Genomic DNA, 21,782 nt, shown 5'->3' with positions numbered 1-21,782 from the left:
GCCGTGCGCGTCCGGCGCGCTCGCGGATTGGGCTGCGGGGGGGCACTAGTGGGGGGGCCGCCGGTGGTGGGGGGGGGGGCGCGGCGCGCCTCCCGCCCGACCTCCGCGCTCGGTTCAGCATCCGGCGCAGTCCGGCGTGCAGAGCCGCACAGTCCTCCGACGGCAGGGCGATCAGACGTGTGCGCGTGAAGTCCGTCGAGGAGGAAGCGGCGAGGTCAGATGATAATGACCTCAACTATTTTGGCTCGCGGCGTCCAGGGCGCGATGCAGGTGGTTCCTGTGCGGTCAGGTCCAGCGACGGCCGTGCTCGAGGAGCCTGCTGTGAGCGGCCGACATCTGGGAACGTGTGACGTCTCCCTCCCGTGTGGCGAGGTACGTGGTGGTGATCGGCGGTACCTCTGGTCTGACCAGGGGGACCAGCGCGCCTTGGGCGACATCGTCGGCACAGAGATAGGTGGGAAGCACGGCGATGCCGACCGATGCCTTGACGGCGGCGAGTACGGCCCGTTGATCGGGAACCACCACATCGGGTGCCGCGGGCACTTCGGCGTGGAAGACCGACCACCAGTAGTGGTCGATGAGCGGTAAGGACTCGGCGCAGGCGATCAGGTGACGGCCCCCGAGGATTTGCGGAGCCTTGCGGGCGAGATGCTTCGCGGGGATCGTCCGCGCGACGTCGGGATGGGCGACCAGGCTCCACTCCTCGTCGTAGAGGGGTAGCGCGCTGATCCCCGTCACGCGGGGGCGCGTCCGGGCAACAACGATGTCGAGCTCGCCCGCGGTCAGCTGGGAGAGCAACGCGTCGGACAGCGCGGGAGTCGTGCGTAACTGCACGCTGTCCAGGAGTAGATCGGCGAGCACGGGCAGGATCCGGTCGCTGATCAGGTCACCGGGAGCACCGATCCGGATCCTGCCGGGCGGGCCACCGCTACTGGAATAGCGCTGCAACACGAAGTTGAGGGCATCGACTGGGCCCTCGGCGTCATGCGCAAGGGAATCGGCGGCCGGCGTGGGTTTGGACCCGGTGGCCTGACGCACGAACAGACGCGTCCCGACCCTCTCCTCCAGCAGCCGGATCTGATGCGTGACCGCAGGCTGCGAGATGTGCAGTTTCCGGGCCGCACCCCCGAAGGATCCCGTCCGGTAGACCTCCATGAAGGTACGGAGCCAGCCCGGGTTGAGCGGCTCCGTCTCCTCCCGGTGCACCTGCGCCTGTGCACGTTGCCGCGAGTGAGATGTCGTGTCTGTTGCGAGTACGCGTGGGGAAGACATGCGGATCTCCATGAAGTCAGCAGGTCGGTCGTGGTGTGGGGAGAAGGGAGCCGTGTCGTTCGATGTCCTCCCGCCCGATGGCGAGCCGCCGCGCTGCGGGCCGGGCACGGACAGGAAGCAGTCCGAGGGCGGGGGAACGAGAAGCCGCACAGGCTCCACTGCTCCGCGGCTACGACAAGGAGGCTGCACGCCTGGGAAGCCGGGGGCCGTGTCTCCAGAAGAGGATCGATTCCCCAGGTCCAGGCGGCAAGGCGTGCTGTGTCGGCGAGGTCGAGATCGTAGGCGTCGGCCGTTGGGCGAGTGGCGAAGCGGACCTAGAAGTCGACGGGGTGCACGCCGGGTGAGGGGCGGCAAGAGGACGGACATGACGAGGAGCCACAGGAGGACCCTGTTCGGCAGGCGGCGACTTGCTTTCGCGGCCGGGCGGAACCATTCGGTCACCGTCACGTGCGTGGCCGAGACGGTCGGCACGATGAAGGAGCGACCCGGCAGCGCGCCGAGCGCGTGGTTCCTCGGATCGCGCCTGAAGGCGTGGGCGAGTGGCGTGGTTGCCTCGGATGCGCACCTCAGTGCCGCAGGAAACGTTCGAGCCGGCTGACGAGATCGCCCACGCCGGGCGGCACCGAGGCCGGAAAGGGGCTTCTCTCGTGCGAGGAGGCGGTGGAGACGGGGATCCCGACAGGGCATTCGACAGGGAACGCCGGTGACGAAGGTTGAGACTCTGTATCAGGTCTCCCCATTTTCTCCTTATATGATGGCCCTTCAATGCTCCCCGTTTCCCCGTCCATAGCACTGTTCGTACTGCCCATGGTCTAACAGGAGCGTCCTTCTCGAAAGGTCCTGTCTCGGCCACATGGCCGATTGAACCCATTGCCCGGTACTGTCCGTTCAGTCGGCAAAACTACGAGTTGGGTGCAGAGGAAGGCCTGGGTTCTGCCGGTCGCTCCACGTTTGGGGTAGACGCCGCTGAGGTGGTTCTCCACGGTCCTCTCGGAGGCGTTGAGCCTGCGAACGATGTGCCGATTCCCAGTTCACCGGTCGGTGTACGTTCTCGGAAGTGAGGTTCCCCCGAGGTGCGGAAGGTTGCCGGAGACAGGAGTTGTACCCTGACCCTGGCATGACGGCGCCCTGTCAGAGGCGGCCCGCTGCGGGAGAGACAGTTGGCGGTGTGGGGACGTCGGACTCATGAGATCTGTGACCGTGGTGGGAGAGACTGGTTATGCGTGCCATGCGGTACGAGCGGTTCGGCGGCCCCGAGGTCCTCGTGGAGGCCGATGTGCCGACCCCCGTGGCAGGGCCGGGCGAGACCCTGGTCCAAGTGGACGCCGCAGGCGTCAATTTCGGCGACATCAAGCAGATCGCGGGCGAGCACACTGACGGCCCATACGCTCCTCAAGGTCCGTTGCCACGTGTTCCGGGCATGGAGGTGGTGGGCCGGACGGCTGCTGGACGACGAGTCCTCGGCTATGTGCGGCAGGGCGGTTACGCCGCACAGGCGGTCGTCGCCGACCGCGACCTGATCGCCTTGCCGGAGAATGTGAGCGAGGGTAAAGCGCTAGCCGTTCTCGTGCAGGGGCTGACGGCATGGCATCTGCTGCGGTCGGTCGCGCGCATCAGACCCGGGGAGAGCGTGGTGGTCCATGCCGCCGCGGGCGGGACGGGCAGCCTCGTCGTCCAGTTGGCCCGAGAGTTCGGAGCAGGGCGAATCATCGCCACGGCGTCGTCCGACGACAAACGAGCCTTCGCTCTCGAAGCCGGCGCGGACGCGGCGATCGACGGTGACGCGGAGGGCTACCGGGAACGGATCCTTGACGCCAATCACGGACGCCCAGTCGACATCATCCTGGACGCTATCGGAGGCTCCGTCCTCGACAGCGCCCTGGACACGCTCGGATACCTCGGCCGACTGGTCACCTACGGCGCCTCGTCCCGGCAGCCGGCCTCCGCGATCCCTCCGAGCCGACTCGCGGTGGACAGCATCACCGTCGCCGGCTTCTGGCTCGTCCCGCTCCTCGCCAAGGATGGCGCCGGCAGCGTGGCACTGGCGGAGCTGCTCGACCTCACGGCACGGAGTCGCCTACGGCCCCTGGTCGGAGCGGAATACGACCTGTCCCGGGCCCGCGATGCGCACGAGAACCTACTCGGGCGCCGATCGAAGGGCAAACTCGTTCTCCGCCCGTGAGTGGACGTTACCGGCGTCGGCTCGTCAGGGTGACGTTGGGATATCGAGGGTGAGGGCGGTTCCGGCGATGAAGCCGTCGAGAAGTTCGGGCCGGTACTGGAGGCGTTTGAGCCGGTTGCGGACGAGGTTCTCCAGACGGTCGAGGGCCACGACAGCGAGGTTGGCCAGACTGCGTCTGACGTGCGCCCACACCCACTCCGCGGGTTCAGGTCGGGCGAGCCGGCGGGCAGCAGGAACATCGCCAGCCACTCGCGCTGGTCGATCAACTCCCGCATCCTGCGGGAGACATGGGTGTTCAATCGGTCCCACACCAACACGACCGGCGCGCGGACGAGCTGGTGGACACCGTCGATCAGGGCGATGAAGTCCTTCTCGTTCATGCTGCGCCGCGTGCCCTTGCCCTCCGGTGGGAGACCAGACGGTGGCACAGCCGGGTACGCGATCCGGGCCGCATGGCGATCATCCCGGCCACCGACAGGCGCCCCGAGCGCCGTCCGCTCACCGTGACGACCGACGTGATGCCACGCCGGCCCCAAGTGCGTCCTCAGAGCGGACACTTGTCGGGTGCCTGGAGGAACGCGACGTGCGAGAAAAGCGAACGAGTACGTGGTCGGCGGGAAATGGCCGCACGCCATCCCCGCCGCGAACCAACTACGACTTCCAGTCACACCGGGAGCCTGCGCCCGGTCGATCGGGCAAGGTTAAAAACAAGCAGGCGTGATTGCTTTTTTCTCCGGCCGGTGCCACGCTGCTGCCCGGCGGTGGCCGTCGGGTGGCCGTCAACTCACCGGCAGGGGAGGCGCATTGGTGCGCGCGCGTGCGGGTTTGCGGATCGGGAACGCTTCGGGGTTCTACGGCGACCGGTTCGCGGCGGTCCGGGAGATGCTCACCGGCGGGCCGCTGGACGTGCTGACCGGGGACTACCTGGCGGAGCTGACGATGCTCATCCTGGCCAGGGACCGCCTGAAGGACCCGTCGCTGGGGTACGCGCGGACGTTCCTGCGGCAGATGGAGGAGTGCCTGGGCCTCGCCCGCGAGCGCGGGGTGCGGATCGTCGTCAACGCGGGCGGGCTCAACCCGGCCCGGCTCGCGGGCGAACTGCGCAAGCTGGCCCTGCGGTACGGGATCGCAGCCGCCGTGGCCCACGTCGAGGGCGACGACCTGCTCCCGCGCATCGCCGAACTCGGGCTGCCCGATGGACTGTTGGCCGCCAATGCCTACCTCGGCGGGTTCGGGATCGCGGCCTGCCTGGCCGAGGGCGCGGACGTCGTCGTCACCGGCCGGGTCACCGACGCGGCCCTGGTGGCGGGCCCGGCGATCGCCCACTTCGGCTGGACCCCGGCCGACCTGGACGCCCTCGCCGGCGCCGTCGTCGCCGGCCACGTCCTGGAATGCGGAGCGCAGGCCACCGGCGGGAACTACGCGTTCTTCCGGGAGCACGACGTGACGAGGCCCGGCTTCCCGATCGCCGAGCTGCATGCCGACGGCTCCAGCGTGATCACCAAGCACCCGGGCACCGGCGGCGCCGTCACCACCGGCACCGTCACGGCCCAACTCCTGTACGAGACCACGGGTTCGCGCTACCTCGGGCCGGACGTCACGGCCCGGCTCGACACCGTCCGCCTCACCCAGGAGGGCCCCGACCGGGTCCGCGTCGACGGTGTGCGCGGCGAGGCGCCGCCCGCCACGCTCAAGGTGGGCCTCAACAGCCTCGGCGGCCACCGCAACGAGGTCGTGTTCGTCCTCACCGGGCTCGACATCGAGGCCAAGTCGGAGCTGGTGCAGCGGCAGTTGGAGGCGGCCATTCCGCCCGGCCGCCGCCCGGCCGAGCTGACCTGGACCCTCGCCCGCACCGACCACCCGGACGCGCCCACCGAGGAGGGCGCCTCCGCGCTGCTGCGCCTGACCGCCCGGGACCCGGACCCGTCCAAGGTCGGGCGCGAACTCGGCAAGGCCGCCGTCGAGTTGGGCCTTGCCGGCTACCCGGGCTTCCATCTGACCGCGCCTCCAGGCCCGGGCGCGCCGTACGGGGTGTTCACCGCCGCGTACGTCGACGCGAAGGCCGTGGAGCACACCGCCGTCCTCCCGGACGGTCGTCACGTGAGCATTCCCCCTGGGCAGGTCGGCCCTCAAGCGCCGGACGCCGACGGGCCGTTGGAGCTCCCGGAGCCGCTCCCCGCCGGCCCCAGCCGCCGGGCTCCGATCGGCCTGGTGGCCGGAGCCCGCAGCGGTGACAAGGGCGGCGACGCCAACCTCGGCGTCTGGGCCCGTGACGACGAGGGCTGGCGCTGGCTCGCGCACACCCTCACGGTCGACCGGCTGCGCGAACTCCTCCCCGAGGCCCAGGACTTGCCCATCACCCGGCACGTGCTGCCCAACCTCCGCGCGCTCAACTTCGTCATCACCGGCCTGCTCGGCGAGGGCGTCGCCGCCCAGCACCGCTTCGACCCGCAGGCCAAGGCGCTGGGGGAGTGGCTGCGTGCCCGATGTGTCGATGTCCCCGAAACGCTCCTCGACCGCACGGAGGCGTCGTGACCGTCCTTCCCACCCGCGTCGACCCGGCCGCGCCCGACCACGCCGAGCACCGCGCCGCGATGCTCGACAAGCTCGCCGCCCTCGACGCCGAGCACGCCAAGGCGCTGGCCGGCGGCGGCCCCAAGTACGTCGAACGCCACCGCGCCCGCGGCAAGTTGCTGCCGCGCGAGCGGATCGAGCTGCTGATCGACGAGGACTCGCCGTTCCTGGAGCTCTCCCCGCTGGCGGCCTGGGGCAGCGACTACCCGGTGGGCGCCGCGCTGGTCACCGGCATCGGCGTCGTCGAGGGCGTCGAGTGCGTGATCACCGCCAACGACCCGACGGTCCGCGGCGGCGCCAGCAACCCGTGGACGCTGCGCAAGGCCCTGCGCGCCAACGAGATCGCGCTCGACAACCGCCTCCCGCTGGTCAACCTGGTCGAGTCCGGCGGCGCCGACCTGCCCAGCCAGAAAGAGATCTTCATCCCCGGCGGCGCCCTCTTCCGCGACCTCACCCGGCTGTCCGCCGCCGGGATCCCCACCGTGGCCGTGGTGTTCGGCAACTCGACGGCCGGCGGCGCCTACGTGCCGGGCATGTCCGACCACACCGTGCTGGTCAAGGAACGCGCCAAGGTGTTCCTCGGCGGCCCGCCGCTCGTGAAGATGGCCACCGGGGAGGAGGCCGACGACGAGTCGCTCGGCGGCGCCGAGATGCACGCCCGCACCTCCGGCCTGGCCGACCACTTCGCCGTCGACGAGGCGGACGCGCTGCGCCTCGCCCGCCGGATCGTCGCGCGGCTGGACCACCGCAAGCCGGGCCCGGGGCCGGACGCGTCCGCCGAGCCGCCGAAGTACGCCGAGGAGGAGCTGCTCGGCATCGTCCCGGGCGACCTCAAGGTGCCGTTCGACCCGCGCGAGGTGATCGCCCGGATCGTCGACGGCTCCGACTTCGACGAGTTCAAGCCGATGTACGGCCCGAGCCTGGCCACCGGCTGGGCCCGCCTGCACGGCTACCCGGTCGGGATCCTCGCGAACGCGCAGGGCGTGCTGTTCAGCGCGGAGTCCCAGAAGGCCGCCCAGTTCATCCAGTTGGCGAACCAGCGGAACACCCCGCTGCTGTTCCTGCACAACACCACCGGCTACATGGTGGGCAAGGACTACGAGCAGGGCGGGATCATCAAGCACGGCTCGATGATGATCAACGCCGTCTCGAACTCCACGGTGCCGCACCTCTCGGTGCTGATGGGCGCCTCTTACGGCGCCGGCCACTACGGCATGTGCGGGCGGGCGTACGAGCCGCGGTTCCTGTTCGCCTGGCCGAGCGCCAAGTCCGCGGTGATGGGCCCGCAGCAACTGGCCGGAGTGCTGTCGATCGTCGCCCGCCAGTCGGCCGCCGCGAAGGGGCAGCCGTACGACGAGGACGCGGACGCCGCGATCCGCGCGATGGTCGAGCAGCAGATCGAGGCGGAGTCGCTCCCGGCGTTCCTGTCCGGCCGGCTCTACGACGACGGTGTGATCGACCCGCGCGACACCCGGACGGTGCTCGGCCTCTGCCTGTCCGCGATCCATAACGCGCCCGTCGAGGGCGCGCGCGGCTACGGCGTCTTCCGGATGTAGAAGCCGGATGGAGAAGGTAGAAGGGGACCTGGAATGATCACCAACCTGCTGGTCGCCAACCGCGGCGAGATCGCCCGCCGGGTGTTCCGCACCTGCCGCGCCCTCGGCATCGCGACCACCGCCGTGCACTCCGACCCGGACGCCGGCGCCCTGCACGTCCGCGAGGCCGACGCCGCCGTCCGGCTGCCCGGCGCCGCGCCCGCCGACACCTACCTGCGCGGCGACCTGATCGTCCGGGCGGCTCTGGACGCGGGCGCCGATGCCGTCCACCCGGGGTACGGATTCCTGTCCGAGGACGCCGGGTTCGCGCAGGCGGTGCTCGACGCGGGCCTCACCTGGGTCGGCCCGCCGCCGGCCGCGATCGCCGCGATGGGCTCCAAGACGGCCGCCAAGCGGCTGATGGCGCAGGCGGGCGTGCCCGTCCTCGACGCCCTCGTCGAACCCGCCGAGGCGGACCTGCCGCTCCTGGTCAAAGCGGCGGCGGGCGGCGGCGGCCGGGGGATGCGCGTCGTCCGCTCGCTGGCGGAGCTGCCGGGCGAGATCGAGGCGGCGAAGGCCGAGGCCGCCAAGGCCTTCGGCTCCGACGAGGTGTTCTGCGAGCGCTACCTGCCCACCGGCCGGCACGTCGAGGTCCAGCTGATGGCCGACGCCCACGGCACGGTCTGGGCGGTCGGCGACCGCGACTGCTCGCTGCAGCGGCGCCACCAGAAGGTGATCGAGGAGGCCCCGGCGCCCGGGATCCCCGACGCCGTGCGCACCGCGCTGCACGCGGCCGCCGTCTCCGCCGCCCGCGCGATCGGCTACGTCGGCGCGGGCACCGCCGAGTTCCTCCTCGCGGAGGACGGCCGCTTCCACTTCCTGGAGATGAACACCCGCCTCCAGGTCGAGCACCCGGTCACCGAGGCCGTCACCGGACTCGACCTGGTCGCGCTCCAACTCGCCGTAGCCGAGGGGGAGAAGCTCCCCGCCGCACCCCCGCCCACGAACGGCTGCGCGATCGAGGCCCGCCTCTACGCCGAGGACCCGGCGCACGACCACCGGCCCGCCACCGGCACCCTGCACCGCTTCGAACTCACCGTCCCGCACGAGGAGTTCGGCGGCATGCTCCGCCTCGACTCCGGCGTCGAGAACGGCAGCACCATCACGCCGCACTACGACGCGATGCTCGCCAAGGTGATCGCCTGGGCCCCGACCCGCGCGGCCGCCGCCCGCCGCCTCGCCGACGCCGTCGCCCGCGCCCGGCTCCACGGACCCACCACCAACCGGGAGTTGCTCGCCCGAGCACTGCGCCACCCGGCCTTTCTGGAGGGCCGCCTGCACACCGGCTTCCTCGCCGAGCACGCGGCCGACCTCACCGCCCCGGACGACAAGGGCGCGGCGCGGGCGGCCCTGGCCGCCGCCCTCGCCGACGCGGCGGAGCGCCGCACGCCGCTGCCGTCCGGCTGGCGCAACCTCCCGTCCCAGTCGCAGGTCAAGCGTTACCGGGCCGCCGACGGAGGCGAGTTGGAGGTGCGCTACCGCCTCACCCGGGACGGCCTGCGGGCCGACGACCACCCGGACACCGAGCTCGTCGAGCACGAGCAAGAGCACACGCCGGAGAGCGTCACCCTCCGCCACGGCACGATCCGCCGCACCTACCGCGTCGCCCGCTACGGCCCGGACGTCTTCGTCGAGACCCCGGACGGCACGACCGCCCTCACCGTCGTCCCCCGCTTCCCCGACCCCGCCGCGCAGACCGAACCGGGGGCCCTGCTCGCCCCGATGCCCGGCACCGTCATCCGGGTCGCCGCCGCCGTCGGCGACACCGTCACCGCCGGGCAGCCCCTGCTGTTCCTGGAGGCGATGAAGATGGAGCACCGCGTCGTCGCCCCCGCCGACGGCACCCTCGTGGAACTCCGCGCCACCCCGGGCCGGCAGGTCGAAGTCGGCACCCTGCTCGCCGTCGTCAAACCCACCGTCGTCAAACCCACCGTTGTCGCCCAAGAGGCCTGAGGAAGGACCCCGCATGTCCGCCATCGGCAGTCAGCTCCTCGAAACGCCCGAACGCCAGGCCCTGCGTCGCGCCGTCGGCGACCTCGGCCGCCGCTACGGCTCCGCGTACTACCTGGCCAAGGCCCGGGCCGGCGAACCCGCCGACGAACTGTGGGCCGACGCCGGCAAGGCCGGCTACCTCGGCGTCAACCTGCCCGCCGAGTACGGCGGCGGGGGCGGCGGCATCACCGACCTCGCCATCGTCCTGGAGGAACTGGGCACCGCCGGCTGCCCGTTGCTCCTGCTGATCGTCTCCCCGGCGATCTGCGGTACGGTCATAGCCCGGTACGGCACGGACGAGCAGAAGCGCCGCTGGCTGCCGGGACTGGCCGACGGCACCCGGCGGATGGCCTTCGGCATCACCGAGCCCGACGCCGGCTCCAACTCGCACCGGATCTCCACCGTGGCCCGCCGCGACGGCGAGGACTGGCTGCTCACCGGCCGCAAGGTGTTCGTGTCGGGCATCGACCACTCGGACGACGTGCTGTTCGTCGCCCGCACCGAGGACGCCCGCACCGGCAAGCTCAAGCCCTGCCTGTTCGTCGTCCCGCGCGAGACCCCGGGCTTCGAGTTCCGGGCGATCCCGATGGAGCTCGTCGCCCCCGAGAAGCAGTTCCAGGTGTTCCTGGACGACGTCCGGCTGCCCGCCGACGCGCTCGTCGGCGACGAGAACGCGGGCCTGCTCCAGCTCTTCGCGGGCCTCAACCCCGAGCGGATCCTGACCGCCGCGTTCTCGCTCGGCCTCGCCCGCCAGGCCCTCGGCAAGGCCGTCGAGTACGCGAAGACGCGGACGGTCTGGTCGACCCCGATCGGCGCCCACCAGGGCCTCGCCCACCCGCTGGCGCAGTGCGCGGTGGAGATCGAGCTGGCCCGGCTGATGACGCAGAAGGCCGGGCTGCTCTACGACGGGGGCGAGGACCTCGCGGCCGGCGAGGCGGCCAACATGGCCAAGTACGCGGCCGGCGAGGCCGCCGCCCGCACGGTCGACCAGGCGGTGCAGACGCTCGGCGGCAACGGCCTCACCCAGGAGTACGGGCTGGGTGCGCTGCTGGCCGCCACCCGGGTGGGCCGGGTGGCCCCGGTCAGCCGCGAGATGGTGCTCAACTACGTCGCCCAGCACACCCTCGGGCTGCCGAAGTCGTACTGACGGCGGGTCACTTGACGCCGGTCAGGTGGGCGAACACGACGGTGTTGGACTCGTACCCGGTCTTCCGGTCGAACTTGCCGCCGCAGGTGATCACCCGCAGCTCGGCCCGCTCGGTGGCGCCGTACACGAGGGCGTCCGGGAAGTCCTTCTTCGGGAACACCCGGACGGAGTCGATCGTGAACACCGCCGTGCGCCGGTCCTTGCGGGCCACCTCGACGGTGTCGCCGGGGCGCAGCAGCCCGAGCCGGTAGAAGACGGCCGGGCCGGTGCGGTTGTCGGCGTGCCCGATGGTGATGGCGTTGCCGGAGGCCCCCGGCGCCGTGCCGTCGCGGTACCAGCCGGCCAGGTTGCGCTGGTCCATCGGCGGGGGGTTCAGCTGCCGGGAGGCGCTGAGCCCGAGGCCGATGACCGGGGCGTCGACCTTGATCGCGGGGATCCGGATCCTGGTCGGCGGCGAGGCGGGCAGCGGCGGGTGGGCCGGGACCGGCGGGGGCGTGGCCACCGGCGGACGGCCGGGGCTCGGCGCCGGTACGGCCGTGGCGGCCGGGGACGGCAGCGGCGGCCCGTCCCGGCCGTCGGTGCCGACGTGGACGAGCCAGATGCCGCCCGCCGCGAGAGCCAGCGCGACGACCCCGGCCGTGACCGGGCCGGGGCCGCCGCGCGGTACGCGGAAGGGGAGGTCAGGAGTCGGCATTGGTCCCGGGACGGCGGCGCATCGCGCGGATGGTGAGGCCGCCGGCGCCGACGAGCAGCGCGACCCCGCCGATCACCTCGGCGGCGTTGGCCCCGGAGGTGCCGCCGCCACCGGTGGGCACCCCGCCGTGGGGCCCGCCGCTGGGGGAGGCGCTGGGCGAGTGCGCGTGGCTGGGCGAGGTGCTGGGGGAGGTGCTGGAGGACGCGCTCGGTGACGGTGACGGTGACGGCGAGGAGGAGGACGATGACGACGGCGACGAGGACGGCGACGACGAGGGCGACGACGACGGCGAGGGCGACGAGGAGGCGCACGAGACGTCGAAGACCTTGTGCTTGGCCGACCCGTTCTCGCCCACGAACGTCCAGTCGAGCTTGTAGTGCCCGTCCGGCAGGGTGAAGTTGCCGGTGTTCCCGGTGCCGTTGGTGAGCGTGATCGACCCGGCGAGCACCTGCGCCGTGCCGGTCGGCGGCTGCTGCTCGATCGTCCAGTTCACCTGCTGGATCGTGTCGAAGTTGAACGCGTCCAGGTAGAACACGCAGACCTTGGGCTCGTCCCGCGTGTCGCTCACCGGAGTGGTGCTGTTGTGGATCTTGACGTCGCCGTTGTCGCCCGGTGCGGCGAACGCGAGCGGTGCCCCGCCGAGGGCGAGGACGACGGCCGTGGTGGCGGCGGCGAGCAGGCGGCGGCCGCGCGGCAGGGTAGGGGAGGTGGCTCTCACGGTTGGGGTGCTCCAGGTTCCGGGGCCGCTCCCGGGGGCGGGCGGCCGTGGTGCACACCGTCCGACCGGGCGCCCCCCGGCGGCAACTGTGCCACGCGCGCTCCGGCCGTCGTTCCCCACAATGGCCCAGCGTCCCTCCGCTGTCCGTATGCTCCTGAACGCGCCCCCGGCCGACCCGCCCCCGAGACCCGTCGCCGGTCCAGAATCCACCTCAACTTCCTTAGTGGAGGCTTACCTTGGTGTTCCTCAGCGACTTCCCCGACGTACCGACGATCGACCTGCCGATCCACGACGCGGTGCTCGGCGACGCCGAGCGGTACGGCGACCGGCCGGCCCTGATCGACGGCCTCACCGGACGGACCGTCAGCCACGCCGAGCTCGCCGGGTCCGTGCGCAGGGTCGCCGCCGGCCTGGCCGACGCAGGCGTGCGCAAGGGCGACGTGCTGGCGCTCTTCAGCCCCAACACGATCGCGTACCCGATGGCGTTCTACGGCGCCACCCGGGCCGGCGCCACCGTCACCACCGTCTCCTCCCTCGCCACCCCGAACGAGCTCGCCGGCCAGCTGCGCGACAGTGGCGCCCGCTGGCTGGTCACCGTCTCCCACTTCCTGCCCACCGCCGCGAAGGCCGCCGGGCTGCTCGCCGCCGAGGGCCGCCCGCTGCGCGAGATCGTCGTGCTGGACGGCGCCGACGGCCACCGCTCGCTCGCCGACCTGCTCGCCAGCACCGCCCCGGTGCCCGAGGTCCCGATCGATCCCGGCGAGGACGTCGCCGTGCTGCCGTACTCCAGCGGCACCACCGGCCTGCCCAAGGGCGTCATGCTCACCCACCGCTCGATCGCCACCAACCTCGGCCAGGTGGACGCCCTGTACCGCCCCGAGCCGGGTGAACGGGTGCTCGCCGTCCTGCCGTTCTTCCACATCTACGGCCTCGCCGCGCTGCTCAACCAGCCGCTGCGCTGCGGCGCCGCGGTGGTCGTGCTGCCGCGCTTCGACCTGGAGCAGTTCTGCCGCGCCATCGAGGAGCACCGGGTGCAGGCGCTCATCGTGGCCCCGCCGATCGCGCTCGCCCTCGCCAAGCACCCGCTGGTGGAGCGCTTCGACCTGTCCTCCGTCGAGTACCTGCTGTGCGCCGCCGCCCCGCTCGACACCGAGCTCGCCGCCGCCTGCGCCCGCCGCCTCGGCCTGCCGCACCTGCTCCAGGGCTACGGCATGACCGAGCTGTCCCCGGTCACCCACGTCGTCTCCCCGCACGACACCGACCCCTCGCCCGGCGCCGTCGGCCGGATGGTCCCCTCCACGGAACTGCGCGTCACCGCCCTGGACGGCACCCGGACGGACCTCGGGCCCGGCGAGCCCGGCGAGCTCCTGATCCGCGGCCCGCAGGTGATGAAGGGCTACTTCGGCCGCCCCTCCGAGACCGACGCCGTGATCGACGAGGAGGGCTGGCTGCACACCGGCGACGTCGGCTTCGTCGACGACCGCGGCTACCTGCACATCGTCGACCGGGTCAAGGAGCTGATCAAGTACAAGGGCTACCAGGTCGCCCCCGCCGAACTGGAGGCCGTCCTGCTGGGCCACCCGCAGATCGCCGACGCCGCCGTCATCGGCGTGACGGACGCCGAGGGCACCGAGTGTCCCAAGGCCTTCGTCGTCCGGGTGCCCGGCAGCAGGCTCAGCGCCGAGGACGTCACCACGTTCGTCGCCGACCAGGTCGCCCCCTACAAGAAGGTGCGCGCGGTCGAGTTCGTCGAGGCCGTCCCCAAGTCCCCCGCCGGAAAGATCCTCCGCCGCGAACTGCGAGCCCGAGAGGCGGCGGCCCGCTGACCCGTACGCAGGGCGCAGCTGTGAGGATCGACCCGCCGAGCCCCCACCGGAACAGGAACCGCCAGCACCGATGACCAGCCACTCCGCCGTCCGCACCCCCCGGCAGGACCGCAGCCGTGCCACCCGCGCCCGGCTGCTCGCGGCGGCCGTGGACTGTCTGGCCGAACGCGGCTGGCACGGCTCCACCGTCGCCGTGGTCGCCGAACGCGCCGGGGTCTCCCGGGGCGCCGCCCAGCACCACTTCCCGACCCGCGAGGACCTGTTCACCGCGGCCGTCGAGCACGTCACCGCCGAGCGGCTGGCGGCCGTCCGCGCCCACGCGGACGAGCTGCCGGCCGCCGGCCCCGACCGCACCGGGGCCGTCGTCGACATGATCGTGCGCCTCTACACCGGCCCGCTGTTCCGCGCCGCCCTGCACCTGTGGACGGCCGCCGCCACCGAGGAACCGCTGCGCGAGCGGATCATCGCCCTGGAGGGCCACGTCGGCCGCGAGGCCCACCGGGCCGCCGTCGAGTTCCTGGACGCCGACGAGACCCGCCCCGGCGTGCGCGAATCGGTGCAGGCCACCCTGGACCTCGCCCGCGGCCTCGGCCTGGCCAACCTGCTCACCGACGACAGCGCCCGACGATCCGGAGTGATCCGGCAGTGGGCGGGCCTTCTGGAGAGTACGCTGCGCCCGGTACGCCCATGACGCCCGTACGACAGGAGCGACCGGAACGGCCCCCCTCCAAGGGGTCGCCGGGCGGCCGATGTCCGTGCAGTCTGGAGAAGAATCCCGGCCGGCACCGACCGCGAGGCCCACCCGGCCGGGCACGAGCCGAACCGGGGTGCTGCCTGATCATGCACGGACACGAGTGGGACGCGACCGACGCCGCCGGCCCCGCACCGGGTGCCGCCCCCGCACGTCCCGAGGGCCACCGACTGGTCCCGCTCGCCACCGTCCTGGTCCAGGGCGACGGCCTCATCCTGCACTGGAGCGAGGACGCCGAGGCCCTGCTCGGCTTCACCGCCGACGAGGCCGTCGGCAGCTACGCCGCCCGGCTGCTCACCGACGAGCGCGACCGCGGCGAGGTGCTCGCGATCTTCCAGCGGATCATGGACGGCACCGGCACCTCCTTCGTCTTCCCGGTGCGCCACCGCGACGGCCACCGGGTCGAGCTGGAGTTCCGCACCTACCCGATCGCCGGCCCGGGCGGCACCCTCCTCCTGCTCGCCACCGCCTCCGACACCGGCGCCATCCACGAGATCGAGGCCGACCTCGCCGTCCTCGACGGCATCTTCGGCCGCTCGCCGATCGGCATGGCCGTGTACGACACCCAGCTGCGCTACGTGCGGATCAACGAGGCGCTCGCCCGGATGAACGGCGTCCCGGCCGCCGCCCACCTCGGCCGCCGGATATCCGCCGTCCTGCCCGGCATCAACACCGCCGAGATCGAGCAGACCATGAGACAGGTGCTCAGGACCGGCAAGCCCGTCGTGGACGCCCGCTCGCACGGCCGCGTCCCCGGGGACCCGAGGCGCGACCACGCGTGGTCCGCCTCCTACTTCCGCCTGGAGGACTCCACCGGCCGGGTCTTCGGCGTCGCCTCCTCGATCATCGACGTCACCGAGCGCTTCCAGGCCGAGGCCCGCGCCTCCCGCGCGCAGGAACGTCTCGCCACCATCGCCGAGGCCACCGCCCGGATCGGCACCACCCTCGACCTCCAGCGCACCGCCGAGGAGCTGATCGAGGCCGTCGTCCCCCGGTTCGCCGACTTCGCCACCGTCGACCTCCTGGAACCGGTGCTGCGCGGTGCCGAGCCCACCGCGATCCCCGCCGACCGCCCGATCAAGCTGCGGGCCGTCGCCGTCGGCGAGTCCTACGAGTCCGGCCTCACGCACGCCGTGGACGCCGTCGGCGAGACCTCCGAGTACGCCCCCCACCGCAGCTACACCCAGTGCCTGCGCAGCGGGAAGCCGCTGCTGCGCGCCCACGTGGACGAGGAGGTCCTGCGCGGCCTGGTCGCCAGCGAGGAGCGCGTCGCCCCCGGCATCGCGGCGGGCATCCACTCGTACCTGATGGTGCCGATCTCGGCCCGCGGCATGGTCCTCGGAGGCTCCGAGTTCATCCGGATGCGCAACCCCGAGCCGTTCACCGACGCGGACGTCGCCCTCGCCGAGGAGCTCGTCGCCCGCACCGCCCTCGCGCTCGACAACGCCCGGCTCTACCGGCGCGAGCGCGAGACGGCGCTCACCCTCCAGCGCAGCCTCCTGCCGCAGGAGATCCACCGCACCCTCGGCCTGGAGATCGCCTACCGCTATCTGCCCAGCAGCGTCGTCAGCGAGGTCGGCGGCGACTGGTTCGACGTCGTGCCGCTGTCCTGCGGCCGGGTGGCCCTGGTGGTCGGCGACGTGATGGGCCACGGCATCCGGGCCGCCGCCACGATGGGCCAGCTGCGCACCGTCGCCCGCACCCTCGCCACCCTCGACATGCCGCCCGAGCAGGTCCTCACCCGACTGGACGAGACCGCGCACGGAATCGGCGAGGGCCAGTTCGCCACCTGCATCTGCGCGGTCTACGACCCGCTGGAGCGCACCGTCCAGGTGGCCTCGGCCGGCCACCTGCCGCCGGTGTGGGTCGGCCCCGACGGGCTCGCCCGCCGGGTCGACCTCCCGCCCGGCGTGCCGCTCGGCGTCGGCGGCGTGGCCTTCGAGTCGATCGAGTTCACCCTCCCGGAGGGCGGCATGGTCGCCCTCTACACCGACGGCCTGGTCGAGCGCCGGGGCCAGGACATCGACAAGGGCATCGATCTGCTCGCCCGCACCCTCGCCGAGCCCGGCCGCACCCTGGAGCAGACCTGCGACGCCGTGCTCGGTGCCCTCGTCACCGACGGCACCGACGACGACATTGCGATGATCATGGCCCGGGTGCTGCCGCTGCCCGCCGACCGGATCGCCACCCTCCCGCTCACCGGCGGCGGCCGCCTGCCCGGCAAGGCCCGCCGCTTCACCCGCGCGACCCTGGAACGCTGGGGCCTGACCCCGCTCGCCGACTACGCTGAACTGCTGGTCAGCGAGCTCGTCACGAACGCCCTCCTGCACGCCGACGCCCCGCGGAGGCTGCGGCTGTTCCGCGACCGCGTGCTCACCGTCGAGGTCTCCGACGCCGGCGGCCAGACCCCGCAGCTGCGCCCCTTCGCCGAGCAGGACGAGGGAGGGCGCGGCATGTTCCTGGTCAGCGAGCTCGCCCAGCGCTGGGGCAGCCGGCTGACCAGGGACGGCAAGGTGGTCTGGGCCGAGCTGGAACTGCCCTTCAGGGCGAGCCACTGACGGCGGCGGCCCCGCACCCGGGAACAGGGTGCGGGGCCGCCCAACCGCTTAGGAGCAGAACCGTTTCGCTGCAGAACCGTTTAGGCATCCACCTTCTCGGGCGCCGGCCGGACCTCCGTCGGCTCGGCCGCCGGGGCGGAGAGCCCGCGCAGCAGGCGCCAGGCCATCGCGGCGGCGCCGATCAGCAGCACGGCCGACGCGATGCCCGCGACGTTCATCCCGTGGACGAACGCGTGCTTCGCGCTCGCCAGCAGCGGCTCGCCGAGGGCCTGGGGCAGCCCGTGGGCCGCCTCGACGGCCCCGCCGAGCGACTCGCCGGCCCGGGCGGCGGCGGCCGGGTCCGCGCCCTGCGGGACGGACAGCCCGCTCGCGTAGAGCGAGCCGACCACCGAGCCGACCAGCGCGATGCCGAGCGCGGTGCCCAGCTCGTACGCCGTCTCCGACACCGCGGAGGCGGCCCCGGCCTTGTCGGCCGGCGCGGCGCTCAGCACGAGGTCGGCGCCGAGCGTGTAGACCACCCCTTCGGCCGTCCCGACCAGCAGGAACGAGGCGGCCAGCACCAGGTACGTGGTGTCCTGCTGGAGCCAGCCGAGCACACCGACGCCGAAGCCCATCGCCAGCAGACAGAACGTCAGCGCGGCCCGGGCGCCGGTGCGCCGGACCAGCCGGGCGGTCAGCAGACCGCCCGCCACCGAGCCGGCGAAGGCCGGCAGTTCGGCGAGGCCCGCCTGCAGCGGCTCGTAGCCGCGGACCAGCTGGAGGTACTGCGAGGTCACGAAGACCACGCCGGACAGACCGATCAGTGAGATCAGCGAGGCCAGCACGGCGGCGGTGAACCGGCGGTCGCGGAACAGCCGGACGTCCAGCAGCGGGGTGTCCAGCCGGAGCTGGCGGCGGACGAAGACGGTCAGCGCGGCGGCGCCCACGAGGCCGGCGAGCGGCACGTCCCAGCGTGTCACGCCGTTCGCGGCGGCCTCCTTGACCGCGTAGACGACGCCGATCACACCGGCCAGTGACAGCAGGACGCTCAGCACGTCCCAGCGGCCCGGCTTCGGGTCCCTGGACTCGGGCAGCAGCCAGGCGCCGAAGCCCAGCAGCAGGAGCAGCACGGGGATGTTGAGCAGGAACACCGAGCCCCACCAGAAGTGCTCCAGCAGCACGCCGCCGACCACCGGCCCGAGCGCGGCGCCCGCGGCCGCGGCGGCGCCCCAGATGCCGATCGCGGTGGCCCGCTCCCGGTCGTCCGGGAAGAGGCTGCGGATCAGCGAGAGGGTGGACGGCATGATCGTCGCCCCGGCCACGCCGAGCAGGACGCGGGCCAGGATCAGCCAGCCGGGCCCGGGCGCGTACGCGGCGAGCAGCGAGGCGGCGCCGAACGCGGTGGAGCCGACCAGCAGCAGCTTCTTGCGGCCGATCCGGTCGCTCAGCGCGCCCATGCTGACCAGCAGGCCGGCGAGGACGAAGGAGTAGGCGTCGCCGATCCAGAGCAGCTGGGTGCCGCTGGGGCGCAGCGTCTCGCTGATGGAGGGGATGGCGAGGGAGAGGACGGTCGCGTCGACGGCGACCAGGGTGACGGCGAGGACGAGGACGGCGAGGCCGCTCCAGCGGCGGCTCGGGGTCGGGTTCGTCAGGCTCGGAGTGGTCAGGACGGTGCTGCTCATGGTGTATCGGTTTCCGTTGAGCGGGCCGAAGAGGAGGTGGGAGCGGGGGACGAGGGTCGGCGCAGGGCGCCGCCGAGGAAGAGCTCGGTGATCGAGAACGCGGCGTCGCGCGGGGCGAGCCGGCCGTCCTGGATGGCCCAGCCGACGCCGGCGACGAGGTCGAAGAACGCCTCGCTGAGCCAGGCGGCGGACAGCTCGATCCGGAAGACGCCCTGGTGCTGTCCGCGCAGGAACAGCGCGTGCAGCCGTTCGGTCTGGGTCTCCCAGAGGGCGTTGATGTTCTCGTCGTCGTAGAGCTGGTTCTCGCCGGCCAGAAAGGCGCAGAGCATGGCGTCGGGGACGGCGACCTCGACCAGGCGGCGTACCGCGGCCTCGGCGTCGCCCTCCCCGGCGGTGGCGGTGTCCAGCGCGGTGGCGAAGCGCTGCAGGCTGAGCAGGCCGACCTCGCGGATCAGGGCCTCGCGGCCGGGGAACAGCCGGTGCAGCGTGGCGCGGCTGATGCCGGCGGCGCGCGCGATCTCGTCCAGGTGGGCGGTCGGGCGGCGGGAGAGCACGCTGACGGCGGCTTCGAGGACGGTGTCGCGATCGGTGGCCATGCTTCGAGTGTAGCTCAAGTGAGACATGGATGTCTCAAAATAGGATTGGTCGCCTCAGGTGGGGCGTGTGGGGCCGGCGGCCGGGCAGCAAAAAACCGGGGACGGCGGTTGCCGTCCCCGGTCCTCGTGCCGCTCCCTCGGGAGCTCAGCTCTGGTTGTAGAACCCGGTGTCGTCGAGCGGGCGGTCGATCACCATGACCTCGACGTCGGCCGGGGTGAGCAGGAAGACCCGGCGGGCGATCCGCTCGATGCCGCCCTGGGTGCCGAAGATCAGCCCGGAGGCGAAGTCGACCATCCGCTTGGCCTCGGCCTCCTCCATCTCGGTGAGGTCCATGACCACCGGAGTGCTGGCCCGGATGTGCTCGCCGACGGTGCGGGCGGCCTCGAATCCGGTCGGCCGCAGTGAGACGATCTTGGCCGGCGACGGCATCGCGGGCACGGTGTCCCGTTCGCTCCACTCGTCGTCGTACACGGCGGCCGGGTAGTGCCCCGAGGGCATCAGCCACCCGTTGTGGTGCTCGTCGCGAAGTGCTCCCATGCCGCGCCTCCCTGCCTCGTCCCGGCCGCGTCCCCCCGGGTGCGCGTGCCCTTTTTGACACGTCATCCACTCGTCGGAACTGTCCGAGTATCGCACTGTTCACCGGTCCCGTGCCCGCTCGCGCCCCCCGTACGAGTCGTGCCGTGCCGGAAACCCGGGCGGACCCGGGCACCAACATCGACGCGGGTGGCTTGCGTACGGTTGCGCGCGTAGACCTTATCGGTCGTGGTCACCGCGTAATTGACCTTCTGTCAACAATGCGGAAACGATTTCACTCCCCGGTCCTGCCGTCCAGCAGCTCGCGCAGAAAATCCGCGTGACCGTTGTGCCGCGCGTACTCCTCGATCATGTGGACGAGGATCCAGCGGAGCGTCACGTCCGCGTCGCGGCGCTGCCGTTTGCCCACCGTGTCGAGCGGGAGGCCGGCGATCGCGCGGCGGGCGGCGTCGACCTCGGCGTGCCAGGTGGCGAAGTCGGCGGCGACGTCCGCGGTGGCGACGTCGTCGAAGTCACCGTCCTCGTTCTCCGGGGTCCAGTAGTGGCCGGTGCTGACGTCCGCGCCCAGCAGGATGCCCTGGAACCAGTGCTGCTCGACCTCGGCCATGTGCCGCACGAGGCCGAGCAGGGACAGGCCGGACGGCGGGACGGAACGCGTGCGCAGCTGGTCGTCGGTGAGGCCCTCGCACTTGAGGGCGAGCGTGCTGCGGTGGAAGTCCAGCCAGGCCGTCAGCATGGTGGTCTCGTCGGCGGACATGGGCGGGTCGACCCGCGGCGTGAGGTTGGTCATGGCCGCCATGGTGGCGCCGGGCGGGGGTGGATCGCGAGCGAATAAGCGCGTGTCCGGCTCAGGCGGTGGTGGCGGCGGCGCGGCGGCGGGCGACGGCGGCCCGCCAGAGCGAGACCAGGGTCACCAGGCCGAACACCCCGATCACGCCCGCCGACAGCAGGAACGACACCGAGCCGGGCCGGCGCGCGCTGGCCGCGGCCGTCACGTACACCGCGGTGGTCGGCACGACGCCGATGGCGGTGGCCAGGACGTACGGCACGAAGCGCGTGCCGGAGAACGCGGCGCCGTAGTTGCCGGCCTGGAACGGCAGGCCGGGCATCAGGCGCAGCAGCAGGACGCTGCGGAAGCTCTGGTCGGTGAAGCGGCGGTCCAGGGCGGTCAGCATCTTCCCGCGCAGGAAGGGGCGCAGCGCGTCGCGACCGAGGGCCCGGCCGAGGCCGAACGCCGCCGCCGCGCCGAGGGTGGTGCCGAGGACGGCGAGCAGGGTGCCCTGCTGGATGCCGAGCAGCAGCCCGGCGGCGGCGTTGAGGGCCGGGCGGGGCAGGAAGGCGAGCGTGCCGAGGGCGTAGACCGTGACGAAGGCCGGCGCGAGCCAGTACCCGGGCACCCCGGCGGGCAGCCCGCCGCGCAGGAACGCCGTCGGGCTCCACAGCAGCAGCGACCCGGCGGCGGCGCCGAGGATCAGGACGAGCAGCGCGAAGCGCCACCACGGCGAACGCGGTGCGGGCTCGGGCGGTGCGGGGGCTGCGTCTGGTGCGTGCACCGCCCGAGCCTAGCCTCGGGTGTGTCCGTCGGCTCAGGCCGGGTGCCGCGACGCCAGGGCACGCGCCTCGCTGCGTTGTCGTCGGTCGCCGATGTCCCCCAGCCTCCGGCCGGGAGGTGCCCCCACCG

The 21,782-nt window shown here is 72.6% G+C and carries 18 protein-coding genes and 1 pseudogene; 8 read left to right on the top strand and 11 right to left on the bottom strand.

Features of this window, described 5'->3' with window-relative positions:
- Window positions 1–285 precede the first annotated feature (285 nt).
- Together ACFVU9_RS26910 and ACFVU9_RS26905 are read right to left on the bottom strand one after the other, a co-directional pair.
- Window positions 286–1,284 (bottom strand): LysR family transcriptional regulator, encoded by a 999-nt coding sequence (locus ACFVU9_RS26910; RefSeq protein WP_387597584.1) that lies wholly within the window; start codon window positions 1,282–1,284, stop codon window positions 286–288.
- An 800-nt stretch (window positions 1,285–2,084) separates the two neighbouring features.
- The gene (locus ACFVU9_RS26905; RefSeq protein WP_380443035.1) at window positions 2,085–2,288 is read right to left on the bottom strand and encodes a hypothetical protein; all 204 of its coding nucleotides are present in this window, start codon (window positions 2,286–2,288) and stop codon (window positions 2,085–2,087) included.
- 212 nt (window positions 2,289–2,500) lie between these two features.
- On the opposite strand from ACFVU9_RS26905, the gene ACFVU9_RS26900 reads away from it, so the two are divergent.
- A complete protein-coding gene (locus ACFVU9_RS26900) occupies window positions 2,501–3,454 on the top strand; it encodes a zinc-binding alcohol dehydrogenase family protein (RefSeq protein WP_387597582.1) in 954 nt (317 codons plus the stop codon).
- A 24-nt stretch (window positions 3,455–3,478) separates the two neighbouring features.
- Here ACFVU9_RS26900 and ACFVU9_RS26895 read toward each other — a convergent pair whose 3' ends face one another.
- Together ACFVU9_RS26895 and ACFVU9_RS26890 are read right to left on the bottom strand one after the other, a co-directional pair.
- Window positions 3,479–3,604, bottom strand: a complete 126-nt coding sequence (locus ACFVU9_RS26895) for a hypothetical protein (RefSeq protein ID WP_387597579.1) — start codon at window positions 3,602–3,604, stop codon at window positions 3,479–3,481.
- Window positions 3,605–3,714: 110 nt separating this feature from the next.
- Window positions 3,715–3,834: pseudogene (locus ACFVU9_RS26890) on the bottom strand (IS630 family transposase); the annotation flags it as partial.
- Between the two features lie 427 nt (window positions 3,835–4,261).
- Here ACFVU9_RS26890 and ACFVU9_RS26885 point away from each other — a divergent pair.
- Genes ACFVU9_RS26885 through ACFVU9_RS26870 form a run of 4 tightly spaced genes read left to right on the top strand, consistent with a single transcriptional unit; the run spans window position 4,262 to window position 10,762 of the window.
- Window positions 4,262–5,989, top strand: a complete 1,728-nt coding sequence (locus tag ACFVU9_RS26885) for an acyclic terpene utilization AtuA family protein (RefSeq protein ID WP_387597576.1) — start codon at window positions 4,262–4,264, stop codon at window positions 5,987–5,989.
- Window positions 5,986–7,584, top strand: a complete 1,599-nt coding sequence (locus ACFVU9_RS26880) for an acyl-CoA carboxylase subunit beta (RefSeq protein WP_380442965.1) — start codon at window positions 5,986–5,988, stop codon at window positions 7,582–7,584. Before ACFVU9_RS26885 ends, ACFVU9_RS26880 begins: the two co-directional genes overlap by 4 nt.
- A 33-nt stretch (window positions 7,585–7,617) precedes the next feature.
- Window positions 7,618–9,576, top strand: coding sequence for an acetyl/propionyl/methylcrotonyl-CoA carboxylase subunit alpha (locus ACFVU9_RS26875; protein WP_387597573.1), 1,959 nt, complete (start codon window positions 7,618–7,620; stop codon window positions 9,574–9,576).
- A gap of 13 nt (window positions 9,577–9,589) precedes the next feature.
- Window positions 9,590–10,762, top strand: coding sequence for an acyl-CoA dehydrogenase family protein (locus ACFVU9_RS26870; protein ID WP_387597570.1), 1,173 nt, complete (start codon window positions 9,590–9,592; stop codon window positions 10,760–10,762).
- Window positions 10,763–10,769: 7 nt separating this feature from the next.
- On the opposite strand, the gene ACFVU9_RS26865 is transcribed toward ACFVU9_RS26870, so the two are convergent.
- On the bottom strand, window positions 10,770–11,456 hold the full coding sequence (locus ACFVU9_RS26865; RefSeq protein WP_387597567.1) for a class F sortase: 687 nt from the start codon (window positions 11,454–11,456) through the stop codon (window positions 10,770–10,772).
- On the bottom strand, window positions 11,443–12,174 hold the full coding sequence (locus ACFVU9_RS26860) for a hypothetical protein (RefSeq protein WP_387597564.1): 732 nt from the start codon (window positions 12,172–12,174) through the stop codon (window positions 11,443–11,445). The genes ACFVU9_RS26865 and ACFVU9_RS26860 overlap by 14 nt, the downstream gene beginning before the upstream one ends.
- A gap of 236 nt (window positions 12,175–12,410) precedes the next feature.
- Here ACFVU9_RS26860 and ACFVU9_RS26855 point away from each other — a divergent pair, with 236 nt between their 5' ends.
- From ACFVU9_RS26855 to ACFVU9_RS26845, 3 genes are all read left to right on the top strand, one after another.
- The gene (locus ACFVU9_RS26855) at window positions 12,411–14,000 is read left to right on the top strand and encodes a 4-coumarate--CoA ligase family protein (RefSeq protein ID WP_387597561.1); all 1,590 of its coding nucleotides are present in this window, start codon (window positions 12,411–12,413) and stop codon (window positions 13,998–14,000) included.
- A gap of 70 nt (window positions 14,001–14,070) precedes the next feature.
- Window positions 14,071–14,691: a TetR/AcrR family transcriptional regulator gene (locus tag ACFVU9_RS26850; protein WP_387597558.1), complete on the top strand. Its 621-nt coding sequence runs from the start codon at window positions 14,071–14,073 to the stop codon at window positions 14,689–14,691.
- Window positions 14,692–14,840: 149 nt separating this feature from the next.
- Entirely contained in the window at window positions 14,841–17,309 is a 2,469-nt protein-coding gene (locus tag ACFVU9_RS26845; RefSeq protein WP_387597555.1) for a SpoIIE family protein phosphatase, read from the top strand.
- 80 nt (window positions 17,310–17,389) lie between these two features.
- On the opposite strand, the gene ACFVU9_RS26840 is transcribed toward ACFVU9_RS26845, so the two are convergent.
- The 5 genes from ACFVU9_RS26840 to ACFVU9_RS26820 all read right to left on the bottom strand — a co-directional run bounded on the left by ACFVU9_RS26840 (window position 17,390) and on the right by ACFVU9_RS26820 (window position 21,654).
- The gene (locus ACFVU9_RS26840) at window positions 17,390–18,970 is read right to left on the bottom strand and encodes an MFS transporter (RefSeq protein ID WP_387597552.1); all 1,581 of its coding nucleotides are present in this window, start codon (window positions 18,968–18,970) and stop codon (window positions 17,390–17,392) included.
- On the bottom strand, window positions 18,967–19,566 hold the full coding sequence (locus ACFVU9_RS26835; RefSeq protein ID WP_380442983.1) for a TetR/AcrR family transcriptional regulator: 600 nt from the start codon (window positions 19,564–19,566) through the stop codon (window positions 18,967–18,969). Before ACFVU9_RS26835 ends, ACFVU9_RS26840 begins: the two co-directional genes overlap by 4 nt.
- Before the next feature lie 145 nt (window positions 19,567–19,711).
- Entirely contained in the window at window positions 19,712–20,104 is a 393-nt protein-coding gene (locus ACFVU9_RS26830; protein ID WP_359961994.1) for a cell division protein SepF, read from the bottom strand.
- A 271-nt stretch (window positions 20,105–20,375) separates the two neighbouring features.
- Complete coding sequence (locus tag ACFVU9_RS26825) at window positions 20,376–20,891, bottom strand: DinB family protein (protein ID WP_380442985.1); 516 nt, start codon at window positions 20,889–20,891, stop codon at window positions 20,376–20,378.
- Window positions 20,892–20,949: 58 nt separating this feature from the next.
- A complete protein-coding gene (locus ACFVU9_RS26820; RefSeq protein ID WP_380442987.1) occupies window positions 20,950–21,654 on the bottom strand; it encodes a TVP38/TMEM64 family protein in 705 nt (234 codons plus the stop codon).
- Between the last annotated feature and the right edge of the window lie 128 nt (window positions 21,655–21,782).

The organism is Kitasatospora sp. NPDC057936 (assembly GCF_042887525.1).
Lineage (GTDB): Bacteria > Actinomycetota > Actinomycetes > Streptomycetales > Streptomycetaceae > Kitasatospora.
Note: the sequence above shows the minus strand (reverse complement) of the source record. Positions and strands in the feature narration are given on the sequence as shown.

Bases quoted from the DNA above. Each gene is read 5' to 3' on its own strand.
- ACFVU9_RS26850 (WP_387597558.1), top strand. From the start codon at position 14,071: ATGACCAGCCACTCCGCCGTCCGCACCCCCCGGCAGGACCGCAGCCGT.
- ACFVU9_RS26875 (WP_387597573.1), top strand. From the start codon at position 7,618: ATGATCACCAACCTGCTGGTCGCCAACCGCGGCGAGATCGCCCGCCGG.
- ACFVU9_RS26900 (WP_387597582.1), top strand. From the start codon at position 2,501: ATGCGGTACGAGCGGTTCGGCGGCCCCGAGGTCCTCGTGGAGGCCGAT.
- ACFVU9_RS26840 (WP_387597552.1), bottom strand. From the start codon at position 18,970: ATGAGCAGCACCGTCCTGACCACTCCGAGCCTGACGAACCCGACCCCG.
- ACFVU9_RS26835 (WP_380442983.1), bottom strand. From the start codon at position 19,566: ATGGCCACCGATCGCGACACCGTCCTCGAAGCCGCCGTCAGCGTGCTC.
- ACFVU9_RS26865 (WP_387597567.1), bottom strand. From the start codon at position 11,456: ATGCCGACTCCTGACCTCCCCTTCCGCGTACCGCGCGGCGGCCCCGGC.
- ACFVU9_RS26845 (WP_387597555.1), top strand. From the start codon at position 14,841: ATGCACGGACACGAGTGGGACGCGACCGACGCCGCCGGCCCCGCACCG.
- ACFVU9_RS26825 (WP_380442985.1), bottom strand. From the start codon at position 20,891: ATGACCAACCTCACGCCGCGGGTCGACCCGCCCATGTCCGCCGACGAG.
- ACFVU9_RS26870 (WP_387597570.1), top strand. From the start codon at position 9,590: ATGTCCGCCATCGGCAGTCAGCTCCTCGAAACGCCCGAACGCCAGGCC.
- ACFVU9_RS26910 (WP_387597584.1), bottom strand. From the start codon at position 1,284: ATGGAGATCCGCATGTCTTCCCCACGCGTACTCGCAACAGACACGACA.
- ACFVU9_RS26830 (WP_359961994.1), bottom strand. From the start codon at position 20,104: ATGGGAGCACTTCGCGACGAGCACCACAACGGGTGGCTGATGCCCTCG.